This window comes from Pseudomonas caspiana (assembly GCF_040224095.2).
Lineage (GTDB): Bacteria > Pseudomonadota > Gammaproteobacteria > Pseudomonadales > Pseudomonadaceae > Aquipseudomonas > Aquipseudomonas caspiana.
This window is the reverse complement of the sequence record NZ_CP167995.1, coordinates 5,760,876-5,776,167: the sequence shown is the minus strand read 5'-3', so window position 1 is coordinate 5,776,167 and position 15,292 is coordinate 5,760,876. Positions and strand designations below refer to the sequence as shown.

At 59.2% G+C, this 15,292-nt stretch carries 14 protein-coding genes; 4 read left to right on the top strand and 10 right to left on the bottom strand.

Annotated features, from left to right (window positions below):
• Window positions 1-57 precede the first annotated feature (57 nt).
• From ABRP31_RS26035 to ABRP31_RS25995, 9 genes are all read right to left on the bottom strand, one after another.
• Complete coding sequence (locus tag ABRP31_RS26035) at window positions 58-1,119, bottom strand: alpha/beta fold hydrolase (protein ID WP_349973788.1); 1,062 nt, start codon at window positions 1,117-1,119, stop codon at window positions 58-60.
• 67 nt (window positions 1,120-1,186) lie between these two features.
• The gene (gene otnI / locus ABRP31_RS26030; protein WP_349973786.1) at window positions 1,187-1,975 is read right to left on the bottom strand and encodes a 2-oxo-tetronate isomerase; all 789 of its coding nucleotides are present in this window, start codon (window positions 1,973-1,975) and stop codon (window positions 1,187-1,189) included.
• A 21-nt stretch (window positions 1,976-1,996) separates the two neighbouring features.
• Window positions 1,997-3,457, bottom strand: a complete 1,461-nt coding sequence (locus ABRP31_RS26025) for an SLC13 family permease (RefSeq protein WP_349973785.1) — start codon at window positions 3,455-3,457, stop codon at window positions 1,997-1,999.
• An 85-nt stretch (window positions 3,458-3,542) separates the two neighbouring features.
• Window positions 3,543-4,181 (bottom strand): aldolase, encoded by a 639-nt coding sequence (locus ABRP31_RS26020; RefSeq protein ID WP_349973784.1) that lies wholly within the window; start codon window positions 4,179-4,181, stop codon window positions 3,543-3,545.
• A complete protein-coding gene (gene otnK / locus ABRP31_RS26015) occupies window positions 4,178-5,470 on the bottom strand; it encodes a 3-oxo-tetronate kinase (RefSeq protein ID WP_349973782.1) in 1,293 nt (430 codons plus the stop codon). The genes ABRP31_RS26020 and otnK overlap by 4 nt, the downstream gene beginning before the upstream one ends.
• Window positions 5,471-5,480: 10 nt before the next feature.
• Window positions 5,481-6,431: an L-threonate dehydrogenase gene (ltnD, locus tag ABRP31_RS26010; RefSeq protein ID WP_349973796.1), complete on the bottom strand. Its 951-nt coding sequence runs from the start codon at window positions 6,429-6,431 to the stop codon at window positions 5,481-5,483.
• Window positions 6,432-6,631: 200 nt separating this feature from the next.
• A complete protein-coding gene (locus tag ABRP31_RS26005; protein WP_349973781.1) occupies window positions 6,632-6,922 on the bottom strand; it encodes a DUF2845 domain-containing protein in 291 nt (96 codons plus the stop codon).
• 3 nt (window positions 6,923-6,925) lie between these two features.
• Complete coding sequence (locus tag ABRP31_RS26000) at window positions 6,926-7,747, bottom strand: DeoR/GlpR family DNA-binding transcription regulator (RefSeq protein WP_087265747.1); 822 nt, start codon at window positions 7,745-7,747, stop codon at window positions 6,926-6,928.
• 90 nt (window positions 7,748-7,837) lie between these two features.
• On the bottom strand, window positions 7,838-9,097 hold the full coding sequence (locus ABRP31_RS25995; protein WP_349973780.1) for a sodium:proton antiporter: 1,260 nt from the start codon (window positions 9,095-9,097) through the stop codon (window positions 7,838-7,840).
• A gap of 344 nt (window positions 9,098-9,441) precedes the next feature.
• On the opposite strand from ABRP31_RS25995, the gene ABRP31_RS25990 reads away from it, so the two are divergent.
• The gene (locus tag ABRP31_RS25990) at window positions 9,442-10,197 is read left to right on the top strand and encodes a response regulator transcription factor (RefSeq protein ID WP_349973779.1); all 756 of its coding nucleotides are present in this window, start codon (window positions 9,442-9,444) and stop codon (window positions 10,195-10,197) included.
• 29 nt (window positions 10,198-10,226) lie between these two features.
• The gene (locus tag ABRP31_RS25985; protein WP_349973777.1) at window positions 10,227-11,564 is read left to right on the top strand and encodes an ATP-binding protein; all 1,338 of its coding nucleotides are present in this window, start codon (window positions 10,227-10,229) and stop codon (window positions 11,562-11,564) included.
• A 180-nt stretch (window positions 11,565-11,744) separates the two neighbouring features.
• On the opposite strand, the gene ABRP31_RS25980 is transcribed toward ABRP31_RS25985, so the two are convergent.
• Window positions 11,745-13,715 carry a TonB-dependent receptor domain-containing protein gene (locus ABRP31_RS25980; RefSeq protein ID WP_349973776.1) on the bottom strand — a complete coding sequence of 657 codons (1,971 nt, stop codon included), beginning with the start codon at window positions 13,713-13,715 and terminating at the stop codon, window positions 11,745-11,747.
• Window positions 13,716-13,986: 271 nt separating this feature from the next.
• Here ABRP31_RS25980 and ABRP31_RS25975 point away from each other — a divergent pair, with 271 nt between their 5' ends.
• Both ABRP31_RS25975 and ABRP31_RS25970 read left to right on the top strand, forming a co-directional pair.
• Window positions 13,987-14,826 (top strand): EamA family transporter, encoded by an 840-nt coding sequence (locus tag ABRP31_RS25975; RefSeq protein WP_087265761.1) that lies wholly within the window; start codon window positions 13,987-13,989, stop codon window positions 14,824-14,826.
• A 10-nt stretch (window positions 14,827-14,836) separates the two neighbouring features.
• Window positions 14,837-15,238: an MAPEG family protein gene (locus ABRP31_RS25970; protein WP_349973774.1), complete on the top strand. Its 402-nt coding sequence runs from the start codon at window positions 14,837-14,839 to the stop codon at window positions 15,236-15,238.
• Window positions 15,239-15,292: the final 54 nt, after the last annotated feature.

Sequence of the window (15,292 nt, the reverse complement as noted above, 5' to 3'; positions counted from 1 at the left end):
TGTTTTCACAGGGCCGATGCCTCGCCAACAAGTTGGCTCCTACCTGAGACCGCGTGGTTAAGGACGCGCTGTTGCCTTCATGAACTCGCCAAGCGGTTCGGCATAGAAGCGAGCCATATTAGTCGTACCGTGCCCGCGGGTTTCAGCGCTGGCAGGAATCAATACCAGACGCGCATTTTTCAACTGGGCGAGTGATTTTTGCATCGTCCCGGTCTCGGGCGGATTGCGCTCGTCGTCTGCACTGTTGATTGCCAGCACCGGCGCTTTGATTGCCGAGAGCTTCGGCGCGGCATCGTAGTCCGCAGAAGACTGCCATTGGTAGATGAAGTCGTTGGCGTCCCCCGGCAGCGGCGCTGCCAGCCGTTCATCAACCAGTTTGTCTGCCTGCGCTCTTGTAGGCGCCAGGGCCTGATAAGCAAGGGTGCCGCCGCTGGTGCCGAAGCCAAACATCACGTTGGCCAGACGAAGCGAGGGCGGCGGGCTGGTGTAATTGCCCTCGTTCCAGGCCGGGTCCTGCTTGATGGATTCGATCAGCATGCGCCGCATGATCCAGTTGCGCGCCGACATTGCAGTAGGCTGCGAGGCCATCGGTACCAGCGCGTCCATCATGTCTGGCCATTTCTGGCCCCACATCCAGGTCTGCATGCCACCCATGGAGTTGCCCATGACCAGCCGCAGATGCTTGATGCCCATCCCTTCGGTCAGCAGACGATGTTGCGCCTCGACCATGTCGTCATAGTTATAGGCGGGGAATTTCATGCGCAAACCGTCAGACGGCTTGCTCGACTTGCCGACGCCGATGCCGTCGGGCGCGATGATGTAGTACTTGCTGGCGTCCAGAGGTTGACCTGGACCAAACAGCTCACCCCCGAAATCCTTGCCTAGCATGTCGCTGGCTGGTCGATTGGTGCCGTGCAGAAAGAGCACCGCCGGGTTCTTCGGATCGCCCACGGTGATGTAGCTCATCCGCAGGTTGTCCAGTTTTTCACCGGTGTGGAAGGTGAAGCTGGGGGCCATCCATAAACCTTCCACTGCTGCTGGAACGCTTGCCGCATAGGCCATGCCCGTCTGCGCTACGATCAATAGCGCAGCGCACAGGCCACTTTTGAATCCTCGCATGTTCAGTTCCTCTTTTTATTTTTATGAGGTGTCACTGTTCAGTCTGTGTTGCCACGGCCCACTTTAATCAGCGCTTGAGGCTCTGCCAATCGCGCAGCCATTGCAGGCCAGTGCTGGTGTCGCCCTTTGGCCGGTATTCGCAGCCAATCCAGCCGGTGTAACCCAGGCGATCGATTTCTTCGAACAGCCAGTGGTAGTTCAGCTCGCCCAGATTCGGTTCGTGACGATCCGGCACGCCAGCGATCTGGATATGACCGACGCCAGCAAAATCACGACGCAGTTTGGAGATCACATCGCCTTCGACGATCTGGCAATGATAGAAGTCGAACTGCACCTTGAGGTTGGCCGCGCCAACTTCCTTGCAGATGGCTTGCGCCTGATCCTGACGATTCAGAAAGAACCCCGGCATGTCACGGGTATTGATCGGCTCGATCAGTACCGTAATGCCGACCTTGGCAGCTTGTTCAGCCGCGTAGCCGAGGTTTTCCAGGTATACCGCCTGATGGCGTTCACGCAACTCTTCACTGGGCAGCAACCCCGCCATCACGTGAATCCGGTCGTTGCCCAGCACGTCGGCGTATTCCAGCGCGCGGGCGATGCCTGTGCGGAACTCTTCTTCACGCCCTGGCAAAGAAGCAATGCCTCGTTCGCCTGCTGCCCAGTCACCCGGCGGTGCATTGAACAGCGCTTGCACCAGTCCGTTGTCACTCAGGCGCTGCTTGAGCTCCTGAGTGCTGTAGTCGTACGGAAACAGATACTCGACGGCGCCGAAACCATCGGCGGCCGCTGCGCTGAAGCGCTCGAGAAAATCATGTTGCGGGTAGAGCATGCTGAGGTTGGCAGCGAAACGAGGCATGTGAGCTCCAGTCTTGTTAGATCAGACGAATGGCCAGATCACCAGGGTCGCAAGGAAACCCAGGGTGCCGAGGATAGTAACCAGCACAGTCCAGGTGCGCAGACCGTCGGCGACATTAAGGCCAGCCAGTTTGGTGAACATCCAGTAACCAGCGTCGTTGATGTGCGACATTGCCAGACCGCCACCGCCCATGGCCAGGCACAGCAGCGCCAGGTGGTTGGGAGTCAGGTTCAGGGTCACGATCAGCGGGCTGAGAATACCGGCCGTGGTCACCAGTGCAACGGTGGTGGAACCTTGCACGGCACGCAGCAGCAGGGTCAGCAGGAAGCCCAGCGCCAGAACCGGCAGGCCGGTGGTGCGCAATGCTTCGGAAACGACAGCGCCAATACCGGTATCTACCAGCACTTTGCCGAACACGCCACCGGCACCGGCGATCAGGATCACCATGGCCACGCCTGGCAATGCCGAGCCGATCACGTCAGACACCTGAGTGCGGCTCCAGCCACGACGAGTACCCAGCAACCATGCACAGAGCAGGGTGTCGATCAGCAGCGCAACCAGCGGCGCGCCCAACACAGTCAGAACACTGCGTAGCGTCGAATCGACAGGCAGCATGGTGGTGGCCAGCGTACCGAGCAGAATCAATACGATCGGCAGCAGGATCAGCGCGATGATCAGACCAAAACCTGGCGCCGGAGCGGGTGGCAGCGATGCGGCAAGACTGCTGGCGCTTTCTTCCAGACCCGGCTTGTTCGAATGCGTCGATTCGCTGCTGGTGTTGGAGTAGTCGCCGTTATGCCAGGCTTGCAGATCCGCGTTGGAGATGTGCGGGCCGTAAACCTCGGCGCGGATATCGTCAGTCATCGGGTAGAACTTGCGCGTCATGCGACCCGCAATGAAGTAACCGATCAGGCTCAATACCGCCACCATCGGGATACCGAACATCAGTACGCGGCCAAGATCCGCACCCAGTTGGCTGGCCGCAGCGACAGCACCTGGATGAGGTGGCAGGAACGCATGCACCGCAAGCAATGCCGCACACATCGGCAAGGCGAACAGCAGCAGTGGTTTGCGCGCCGCACGGGCCACGCCGTAGGCCAGTGGCATGAGGATGATCACGCCCACTTCGAAGAACACCGGAATACCGACGATAAAACCGGCAACGGTCAGCGCCAGCGGTGTACGCCGGTTGCCGAAACGATTGATCAGGGTTTTCGCCAATGCTTCAGCGCCACCGGACAACTCGATGATGCGTCCGATCATCGCGCCCAGGGCAATGATGATCGCGATGTGACCGAGGGTTTTGCCCATGCCGCCTTCGATGGTGGCAACCAGATCAGCCGGTTTCACACCCGCGACCAGCGCGACAATGATGCTCACCAGCATCAACGCCACGAACGGCTGGAATTTGTACTTGAGGACCAGGAACAGCAGCAGCGCAATGCCCGCGCCCGCGATCAACATCAGCATTAGTGGCGTCATACTTTAAAGTCCCATTGTTATTGTTTTCCGGCTGGGCCGGGTCTTGTCGAAGGCCGCTGAACAGCCCTCAATCAAATGCCTTGAACTACCACTTGGCCCCAAAAACCTCGCGCAACTCGTCCAGTGCAGCCTGGTCGAGCGGAGCGGGTTTGGGGTGGGTCATCAACCAGAGTCGAGCGGTTTCTTCCAGTTCTTCAAGGGCGTAGGCGGCCTTGGCAACCGAGCTTTCCCAGATAACCGGTCCGAGCCGTTCGAGCATCACGCCGCGCACACTGTTGGCCAGTTGCGCGACGCGCTGGGCGACTTTCGGCGAGCCGGGACGCTCATAACCAATGAGTGGAATCTGCCCGACTTTCATCACCTGATAAGGCGTCAGTGGCGGCAGGATGTTGTCCTCCTGCCAGACGCCCGCCAGGGTCAGCGCAACCAGATGGGTGGAGTGGGTATGCACCACACCGCCCACACCTGGATTGCGGTCGTAGACCTCGCGATGCAGCGCGAGGGTCTTCGAAGGTTTGCTGCCCGACACCCATTCACCGGCCAGATTGACCTTGGCGATTTCGTTCGGATCGAGGCGACCCAGGCAGGCGTCAGTCGGCGTGATCAGCCAGCCGTCATCGAGCCGTGCGCTGATATTTCCCGCGCTGCCAACGGTATAGCCGCGGCCATACAGCAGCCTGCCAATGTCGCAAATCTCTTCGCGAAGCTTGTTTTCAGCACTCATGAGGCTTCCCCCGCCAGCTGCTTTAGGGCTTTGCTGAAGAAGTCACGGCCACCGAAGTTGCCGGACTTGAGTGCCAATGCCAGCGGTTGAGCGCCACTGCTGACGGTGGCCGGAACGCCTGGATCAATCTGCGCGCCGATCTTCAGCAGTTGCACGCCCAACGCCTGAACCACAGCGCCGGAGGTTTCACCGCCCGCGACCACGAAGCGGCGCACGCCAGCATTGAGCAAACCTTTCGCGATTTGCCCCAGCGCGTCTTCAACCAGCGCGCCTGCGCGTTCAACGCCCAGTTGCTGTTGTACGGCTTTGACTTCATCTGGCGAGCTGGTGGCGTAGATCAGCACGGTTTCGCCTGCTTTGCGGGCGAACTCCAGCGCCTGCTCAACCACCGGACGACCAGCGGCCAACTCCAATGGATTGATGCGCAGGGCAGGGCGATTGGCTTCAAGCCAGGCCGCGACCTGACCGTTGGTGGCGACCGAAGCGCTACCTGCCAACACGACTTCACCACCCACAACCGGCTCAAGTCTGGCAGCGTCGATGTCACGCAATTTGCCCGCCTTGCGGAAGTTGCCCGGCAAGCCCAGGGCCAGGCCCGAACCACCGGTCAGCAATGGCAGGTCGGCACAGGCTTCGCCCAAGGTGTAGAGATCGGCATCGGACAGCGCATCGGCAATCGCCATGCTCACGCCGTCAGCGCGCAACTCGGCAATTTTGCTGCGCACGCCGCCAACACCTTTGGCGATGCTGTCGTAGCGCAGCAGACCGACTTTCTGCTGGGTTTGCGATTGCAGCACACGCACCAGATTGGCGTCGGTCATCGGCGTCAGTGGGTGATGCTGCATGCCGCATTCATTCAGTAACTGGTCCTGAACGAACAAGTGGCCGCGGAAGATCGTGCGACCGTTTTCCGGGAACGCCGGACACGCCAGGGTGAAATCGCTGCCGAGTTTTTTCAGCAGTGCTTCGCTGACCTGACCGATGTTGCCCGCAGCGGTGGAGTCGAAGGTCGAGCAGTACTTGAAGAAGATCTGCTCGCAGCCACGCTCGCGCAGCCATTGCAGTGCAGCGAGGGATTCCTCGACGGCTTCGGCGGCAGGCGTAGTGCGTGATTTCAAGGCAATGACGATCGCGTCGGCGTCGAGATCCGCCGCCATTTCAGCCGTCGGAATACCAATGCTTTGCACGGTGCGCATGCCGCCGCGTACGAGCATGTTGGCCAGATCGGTTGCGCCGGTGAAATCGTCGGCGATGCAGCCCAGCAACGGGCGCACAGGAGAATTACTCATCGGTTGCCCCTTAAGCTTGTTCTGGCTTGGCTTTCGGCAATTCGATGCCCGGGAAAATCTTGATCACGGCGGAGTCATCTTCACGACCGTAACCGGCGCTGGAAGCCTGCATGAACATCTGGTGTGCAGTGGCCGAAAGCGGCAGCGGGAACTTACTGGTGCGAGCGGTATCCAGTACCAGGCCCAGATCCTTGACGAAGATATCCACAGCCGACAGCGGCGTGTAATCAGCGTTAAGGATATGCGGCACACGGTTCTCGAACATCCACGAGTTGCCCGCGCTGTTGGTGATCACTTCGTAAAGAGCGTCGGCGTCGACACCTTCACGCAGGCCCAACGCCATGGCTTCGGCGCTGGCTGCGATGTGAACACCGGCCAGGAGCTGGTTAATGATTTTGACTTTGGAACCCAGGCCGTGAACGTCGCCCAGGCGATAAACCTTGCCCGCCATGCCATCGAGAATGGCCTGAGCCTTGGCGTAGGATTCAGCCGGGCCGGAGGTCATCATGGTCATCTGGCCTGCGGCCGCTTTGGCTGCGCCGCCGGAGATCGGGGCATCGAGGTACAGCAGGCCTTTATCGGCCAGACGTTGACCCAGCTCGACTGCGAAGGTCGGCGCGACGGTGGCGCAACCGATAACCAGGCTGCCAGGACGCAGTGCTGCAATGGCACCGTTCTCACCGAACAATACGGTTTCGGTCTGCTCAGCGTTGACCACAACGGTGATGATCACATCACAAGCGGCTGCCATGGCGGCAGGGGAGGCGCAGGCAACGCCGCCTTCGGTGGCGAACTGCTCGGTGACGCTGGTGCGGACATCACACGCATGCACATTGAAACCACTGCGCAGCAACGAGCGGGCAATGCCCAAACCCATCGCACCCAAGCCAATAACGCCGACATTCTTGTTAGTCATGCTGTCTTCCTCGGATGGTTGCCGATGCTCGTCACTGCCAGCAATCGGTCGGAATTGTTCTGATCTGTGAATCCGATAGTGAATCAGTGAGCGAATAATGTGAAGTATTATTTATCCTTAACATATATTCACATCTGTGGGAGCAGAGCTTGCTCGCGATAAGGCTGGACGCGGTTCGCTTTGGATCGCATCGCCCTTATCGCGAGCAAGCTCTGCTCCCACAGATCAGGAGCACGTCAGGGGGGCTATTTCCTGCTTCTGATCTCAACCAGCCTGCCGTCGATGAACCGCAGGTTGCGGTACATGCCGTTCTCTGGCCCGTAGACCCAGGTTTCGACTGTGACAGCGCCGTGTTTCAGCTGGCCATTGCCGGCCAGTGCAGGCGGAGTGATCTGGCGCTCGGCAGGCGGACCGCATTTGCGCAGCACCTCCACCGCCAAGTCACCTTCGTTGATCAAGGCGCTGTTGCAGCGCATCGATGCGTGGGCGTTTCCACTCAGCAGGGCCAGGGCGGCCAGCAGTGAGCGGATAACCATGATTCAGCGCTGTCCGGACGCTGGCGCTAGCAGCAATTCGACCCGGTGCTTGCGGATACCGTCCGCCGCAGCTTCAGCCAGGGCAGCGTCGCTGATGATGATGTCGAACTGTTCCAGCGCAGCGATCTTGTACATGCCGAAGGTGCCGTATTTGGAGCTGGTTGCTACCAGCACGGTTTGCGAGGCGGACTGCATGGCCGCCTGTTTGACTTCGACTTTGAGCGCCGACGGCGTAGTCGTGCCGCGCTGCAAATCCCAGGAGCTGGTGGACATGAACGCGATATCAGTCGCGAGTTGGCGCAACGTCGCGGCAGCAAGACCGCCAACGCAGGATCGGTTGGGGTGATCAAGCAGGCCGCCGGTGTGGATCACATCCACATGGGTTGCGTCAGCGAGTGCGTTGACGATACCGAAGTCGTTGGTCACCACGGTCATGCCCGACAGCGCCGCGATGTGCGGGACAATTTCCAGAGTGCTGGTGCCTGCATCCAGGTAAATCGTCATGTCGTCATGCAACAAACCGGCAGCCAGTCGCGCCATGCCCTGCTTTTGCGGCAGCTCGACCACGGCTTTGGATTGATGGCTGGGTTCGCTGTGCAACTGGCTGGCGATGCGCACGCCACCGGTGACCGAATAGGCCCGGCCTTCCTGTTCCAGCAAGGCAATGTCGCGGCGGATGGTCATGTGCGAGCAATCGAACATTTCCACCAACTGGTGCACGCTGAGTACCTGGTGCTTGCGCAACTGACGCAGCATCAACTCCCGACGCTGATCGGGAATCATTGGTGTGCCGCCAACGACGGCGATCTCCTCTTTGCTGGACATGCGTGCTCCTGAGCCTCGGTAAAACCGCCAGCACGGGCTGGCGGTCGTGGCATCTTAGCCAATCGAGTCACGCATGACAGCAGTCGCGACTCAGTGAGCGGTATTTTGCTCGGTCGGCTGATCGCGGGTAACCGCCTTGACCAGCTTGCCAATGCTCAATCCCTGCAACAGGATCGAGGACAACACCACGATGTAGGTGATGCTCAGCAGCAAGTCGCGCTCCGGCCCCAGTGGCAAGGCCAGCGCCAGTGCGACGGATACACCGCCACGCAAACCACCCCAGGTCAGGATGCGGATCGTGCCTTTTGGCACGGTGCGCCAGCGACGCAGCAGCAGGATGGCCGGTGCAACGGTGACGAACCGCGACAGCAGAATCGCCGCCGCCAGCAAGCCTGCTGCTAGCATGTGCGACCACGAGAATGGCAGCAGCAACAGCTCCATGCCGATCAACGCAAACAGCAGCGCGTTGAGCATGTCATCGAGCAATTCCCAGAAGCCGTCCATGTAGCGACGGGTCATGTCGTTCATCGCCAGATTACGGCCCAGGTTGCCGATGATCAGACCGGCGACAACCATCGCAATCGGGCCTGATACATGCAGCTCGGTGGACATGGCCGAACCGCCAATCACCAGCGCCAGGGTCAGCATCACTTCGATCTGATACTGCTCGATGCTCTTGATCATCAGGTACACGGCATAACCGATCAGGCCGCCGAACAGCACGCCACCGATAGCTTCGTGGACAAACAGCATGGCGGTTTCGCCGACCGTCGGGGTTTCACCCAGTTGCGCAATGCCCAGCAACACGGTGAACACCACAACAGCGGTGCCGTCGTTGAACAGCGACTCGCCGACAATAGTGGTTTTCAACGGTTTGGAGGCATTGGCGGTACGCAGTACGCCGAGCACCGCGATGGGGTCGGTCGGGGAGATCAGTGCGCCGAACAGCAGGCAGTACAAGAAACTGACGTGCCAGCCGAACCAGCCAAAGATCCAGTAGGCCAAGGTGCCGATCACGGTGGTGGCAATCAACACGCCGAAGGTTGCCAGCAAGCCGATGGGCCAGCGGTAACTTTTCAGGTCCGTCAGATTGACGTGCAACGCGCCCGCAAACAGCAGGAACGACAGCATCCAGTTCATCAGCAAATCGCCGAAATCGATTTGGCTGATCAACTGTTGCACACGCTCTTCGAGACCGGGGAAGCCGAGGAAACTCAGGCCTTGCAGAATCAGCGAAAACATCAGCGCAGTGACCATCACGCCGATGGTAGGCGGCAGGCCGATGAAACGAAAGTTCACATAGGTGAGCAGCGAGGTGAGGCAGATAAAAGCAGCAACGAGTTCAAGCATTGGTCTTCCTGTTATTGCGATTCAAAGCGTGCCCAGAGGCGATTCAGACATGAAGCGGGCAGGGGTTTGATGGGCCGCTGGCGTGTGCGGACACATATTTTTCCATATCCATGGGGAGTGGCATGGACCACAGGAGGCCGGCAGCGTTGCAAATAAGTGCCGGACATTGGCACATCGGCTATTATCGCTGCTCGTTAATGGGAATCATCCGCAAATGCGGTGCTGGATTTTGGTTTTGTAGGAGCTGCCCAAAGCTGCGATAGCGGCATGTCAGATTTATCCCTATCGCAGCCTTCGGCAGCTCCTACAAGAGCCCAGACTGCCCCAGCACTATCAGGAACGAAATGAGCGCTGAACCCACCGCCAACCCTTCGCCGCCACGCATCCTGGTGGTCGACGATCACCGCAAGATCCGCGATCCGTTGGCGGTGTATTTGCGTCGCCATTCGTTTGATGTGCGCACTGCTGAAGATGCGGCGGGGATGTGGCAGTTGCTCAAGCAGCAGTCGTTTGATGTGGTGGTGCTGGATGTGATGCTGCCGGATGGCGACGGCTTTGAACTGTGCGGGATGTTGCATCGCCGGGCCAACATTCCGGTGATTCTGCTGACCGCTCGCGACGCATCCGCTGACCGGGTCAAAGGGCTGGATCTGGGCGCGGATGATTACGTGACCAAACCCTTCGAGCCGCGTGAACTGGTTGCCCGAATCAACAGTGTGTTGCGTCGGCGCACTACGCCAGTGAGCGTCGATCAGGCATTGAGCGCTTCATCGGCGCAGCGTTACGAATTCGCCGGTTTGAGTTTCATCACTGCGACTGAATTGTTGCTGCGTGCTGATGGCGCTCAGGTCCAGCTCAGCACCGCTGAAAGCAGGCTGCTGACGGTTTTCCTGAGGCATCCCAATCAGACCCTTGATCGCCAGCGTCTACTGGATCTGACGGCGCGTCCCGGCAGCGATGTTTATGATCGCGCCATCGACCGCCAGATCAGCCGTCTGCGTCGCAAGCTGGTGGATGATCCGTTACAACCGCAATTGCTGCGCACTGTTTGGGGCGGTGGTTACATGTTGGCGGCGGATGTCAGCGTGCAACAACTATGAGTTGGCTGAGCCGTTGTTGGCCCAGGCGGATGACCCATCAATTGGGCCTGCTTCTGCTGCTGGCGCTGCTGGCATCCAACGGCATCGCCATGTTGTTTTTGCAGCGCACCGGCGCGCTGATTCATCCGCTGTCCCGCACCCTGACGCTTGAGCGATTGACCACGGCGTACCACGTCGCTCATGAGCTGTCGGCGGCTGATGCGTCCCGGGTGCTGGCAACCATGCAGACGCAAGATGCGCGTTTCTGGATCGCTCAGCAGCCCGAGGTCAGCCCTTTTGATATGCACAAAGAAGAGCGGCGTCTGGCGCAGGAACTGCGCACACGACTGGCGCTGACGCCGGAGATGGGAGTGAATATCCAGCTGGAGCGAGTCACGGGTGGCCCGGCCCGGGAGGCGGTTTTTTTCCGTGCAGGCTGGGCACCGTTACGTTTGCGCACCAGCATCGTGTTGCCTGATGGGCAGACGCTCAACGCCTTGCAGCATCCGGCGGGTGCCTATGAGTGGAGCCGTTTGCTGGCTTACACCTTGCCGGTAACGACCATCCCGGTCTTGCTGATTGTGATTTTCTTCATGCGCCGGATCGTGCAGCCGGTCAAGACGCTGGCCGAGGCGACTGAGCGAGTCAGTCGAGGCGAATGGATTGCGCCGCTGCCGCTGTCTGGTCCGCAGGAGGCTCGGGATCTGACCATCGCATTCAACGTGATGCAGGAGCGCATCGCCCGCCATGTTGAAGGTCGTACCCGAATGCTGGCGGCGGTGAGTCATGACCTGAATACGCCGATCACTGAGCTGCGCCTGCAGGTTGAATTGATCGAAGACGGTCCGTTGCGTGATGACATGCTGGAAAGCCTGGATGAGCTGCGGGCGATGGTGCGCGAGACGCTGGATTTCGTGCGTGGCGATGCGGTTCAGGAGGCGACGGTAACGGTATCGCTGAATGAGATGCTCGACGATCTGGCGCGACGTTACCGGATCATGGAGCAGCCGGTGACGTGGGAAGGCAGTGAGCAGTTCAGTTGCCGCTGTCGACCGCTGGCGTTGAAGCGAGCGTTGACCAACCTCATCGATAACGCGTTGCGCCATGCCGGTGACGCGCAGATCAGCCTGAGCCTTGAGGGGACGGGCATGATCCGTCTGGAGATTCTCGATCATGGGCCGGGGATTGAATCTGCGTGGCTGACCCAAGTATTCGAGCCGTTCGTGCAGTTAGGGCGGGGCGGGGCGGATATCAGCCAGGGGGGAGGGCTTGGCCTGGGGTTGGCCATCGCACGCGCTTGTATTCAAGCGCATGGTGGGGAACTGGTATTGGAAAACCGCCCGCCTGCTGGTTTGTGCGCGGTAGTGCGATTGCCTGCGGCGGTTTGAATCGCTTTGGGGTATATCAATACTTTTGTCTTGGAATGAGGTCCCGTGGGAGCTGGGCTTGGTCTGGGCGGCATTCCGACGATAAGACTGGACACGACCTAAAGTGAACCGAGTCCAACCTTATCGCGGGCAAGCCCAGCTCCCACAGGTTCTGCGCATCCAGTGCGATCGGTGCGTGCTTTAAAATCGCACGGTCGTCGATGCCCACAGCGTGCGGCCGTAGTTCACGGTGCCGTAGGTTTCGTCGTCCAGTCGTTTGTCGGTCAGGTTGTACAGCGCGGCGTTGAACGAGACATTTTTGGTCAGTTCATAAGAGCCGCCAAAGTCTGCCGTGGTATAGCCCGGTGACGATTCGTCTGTGATGGTGTTGCCGTACTCCTCGCCGTAGTAATTGACCGCTGCCCAGAGCTGGGTCTTGTCGGATAGCGTCCAGTCAGTGCGCACGTTGGCTTTCTGCTTGGGCGTCAGTGCCAGCGGTGCACCGGCATTGGCCCCGGTTTTTTGTTCTGAATCGGTGTAGGTGTAGTTGGCTTTCAAGGCCAGATCGCTATTGATATCCCAACGACCATTCAGCTCCACACCCTTGATCACGGCTTTGTCGACGTTGACCCGATCCATGACGATAAAACCATTCCAGGTTTCGGTGGTGGTGACCGTGGACAGTTTGTCCTTGAAGTCGTTGTAGAACACTGTCGCACCGGCCGACAAGTCGTCGCGATTGGACCACAGGGCCGACAGCTCGTAGTTGGTGCTCGACTCAGGCTTGAGGTCCGGATTGCCGAACATCACGAACCGGTTACGACGCAGGTAGGCGTAGTCTTCGATCACAGCGCGCAACTCAGGGGCCTTGAAGCCGCGTGCGACGCCGCCCTTAATGGTCCATTCGTCAGTCGCGTTCCAGACGCCGTAAACACGCGGGCTGAAATGCACGCCGTATTCTTCGTGGTGGTCCATGCGCAGACCGGTGGTCAGGGAGAAGGTGTCGGTCATAGCCCACTCGTTCTCAGCGAACAACGCCTTTTGCACGACGGAGAAGTCGTAGTCGATGCGATCACCCAGGCCCTGGTTCCAGTCAGTGACCGTCGTCTCGTTCCATTGCAGGCCAGTGGTAGTGATGTTGTGTTCGGTCGGGATTACCAGCTTGGCGTCAAACACCGAGTTCTTCACCGTGGGCTTACGACCCAGCACATCGGCCTGTGCAGCGTCGGCCTTGCCTTCGCGGCTGGATTCTTCCTGTGCGAACGAGATGTCCGACGTCGCCCAGTCCCAGCGTCCCTGGTGAGAGATCGACCAGTGATCGCGGTTGTTTTCCTGTTCTCGGGTGGCCCAGTTGGGGCTCAGGCCGTCGCCGTTTTTCAGGCGGGTGGCACCGGCTTCCAGCAGGATGTCGTGGTCGATGGTCGGGGTGAAAGCCAGGCGCGCGGTCAGGTCCTTATGGTCAGCCTTGCTGAAGCCATTGGTTTCTTCAACGTCATCGTCAGCCTGACGATCCAGATAACGTCCCCAGACCTGCAACCCAAGGGTGTCCTGAATCAATGGACCATTGAGGTAGAACTGAGTCTGCAGCGCATTGCCCTGATCGCTGTGCTGACGTGCCGAATAGTCGTAAGTGACCGAGCCACCCCATTCGGTGGAGACTTTACGGGTGATGACGTTGATCACGCCGCCAATCGCATCGGAGCCGTACAGCGAGGACATTGGGCCACGCACCACTTCGATTCGCTCAATGGCTTCGGCTGGCGGGATGAAGCTCTGCTCATAACCCGAGTTGCCGTTGACCCTTGATTCCCGAGCGCTCTGGCGTTTACCGTCGACCAGGATCAGCGTGTAGTCGGCAGGCATGCCGCGAATCGAAATATCGGTTTCGTTGGCGCTGCCATTGACCGTCACGCCTTCGACATCGCGCAGGGCGTCGGTCAAGTCGCGAAAAGATCGCTTGCGCAGCTCATCGCCGGTGATGATTGTCACGGAAGCGGGTGCATCCTCTACGCTCTGCTCGTAACCGGCAGCGGTGACGGTCACGTCTTCCAGAGTGATCGCCGGGGCGGCGGTAGTTTCTTGAGCCTGAACGCAGGCGCTTTGGGCGATGAGGCACGCCAGCGCGAGCTTCGTCATGGCGACAGTCGGCCGCAAACGAAAAACAGAGTGCATGGAACTTCCTTACGATTCGGGGTTAAACGTTAATCGTAAGGATTCTCATTGGCGAAGGTTGGACAAGGTGTGACAGGGGCTGTTGAATTTACGGTGGCTCAATTGAGCGCATGCAACACTCTCAATTGAAATGCGTTCCTGTAGGAGCTGCCGAAGGCTGCGAAGCAATAATCCTGACATGCCGCCATCGCAGCCTTCGGCAGCTCCTACAGATCCGATGTTGCTTGCGGTGTCAGATACGGCAGTCTGAATCTGAAACAGGGAGAGTGTTTTGCTGGCTACTGCGTTGGTGTTGATCGCGGCGATACTGCACGCGACGTGGAATACCCTGATCAAATTCAGCGGTGAGCGGTTGCTGGTCATCGCCAGCATGGATTTCGTGGCGTTGCTGTTTGCGGTGCTGGCCGTGGGTTTTGTCGAGCCTCCACCTGCTGCAATCTGGCCGTGGATGATCGCCTCGGCGTTGTTCGAACTCTTGTACAGGTATTTGCTGATCCAGGCGTATAGAGTCGGCGACCTCGGGCTCGTCTACCCGCTGATGCGAGGGCTTTCGCCGCTGGTGGTGCTGGCTCTGACCCTGATCTTTGTCGGCGAAGAACTGAGCACTCAGCAAATCCTCGGTATTCTGTTGATCCCTTGCGGCATGATTTGTCTGCTTTGGCAGGGCGGCGGCGGTGATCGATTACCCTGGTCGCTGCTGCCCGTGGTTGCATTGATCGGGGTGTGCATCGGCTGCTACACCTGGATCGATGGCCAGGCACTGCAAATGGGCGTGCATCCGCTGGATTATCTGGTCTGGCTCACCCTGATCAGTGCCTGGCCGTTTCCACTACTGGCAATCACCTACAAGCGTGCACCGTTCAGTCTGTTTTGGCGTGAGCAATGGCGACTGGGTTTGAGCGTCGGCTTATGCGTGTTGCTCAGCTACGCTCTGGTGTTGTGGGCAATGCAATTGGGGTCGGTGGCGGAGGCTGCTGCCTTGCGCGAAGTCAGCGTGATTCTGGTGGTGCTGTTTGGCATGCGCTATCTGAAAGAACCTTTTGGTCGGCCCCGGCTCTTAGCATGTGGCCTGGTTCTGCTTGGCATGCTGGTTATGAAAATCAAACTATAAGGATTCTGCTATGACGGTTGCATTCTGGTGCGTATTGGTCGCGATTATTCTGCCGATCGTTTGTGCAGGCATCGCCAAGTTTTCCAGTGGCAAGTTCAATGGCAAGCACAACCACAACCCGCGTAATTTCCTGAATAACCTTGAAGGTCTGCCCGCGCGTGCCAATGCGGCGCAGCTCAACAGCTTCGAAATCCTGCCGGGCTTTGCCGCAGCAGTGATCATCGCCCACATTGCGGGCAACGCGCAGTTGGTGACGATCGACGTAGTTGCGGTCCTGTTCATCACCAGTCGCCTGCTCTACATCATTTTTTATCTGGCGGACCTGGCTGCCGCGCGTTCGGTGGCCTGGTTGGTGGGGATTGGTCTGATCGTCGGGCTGTTCATCGCTTCAGCCACGCCGCTGCCTGCCTGACTGCGGCAATCGAGCGCTTGGTCTTCAAGAGGCGGCCGAGGATACTGGCCGCCA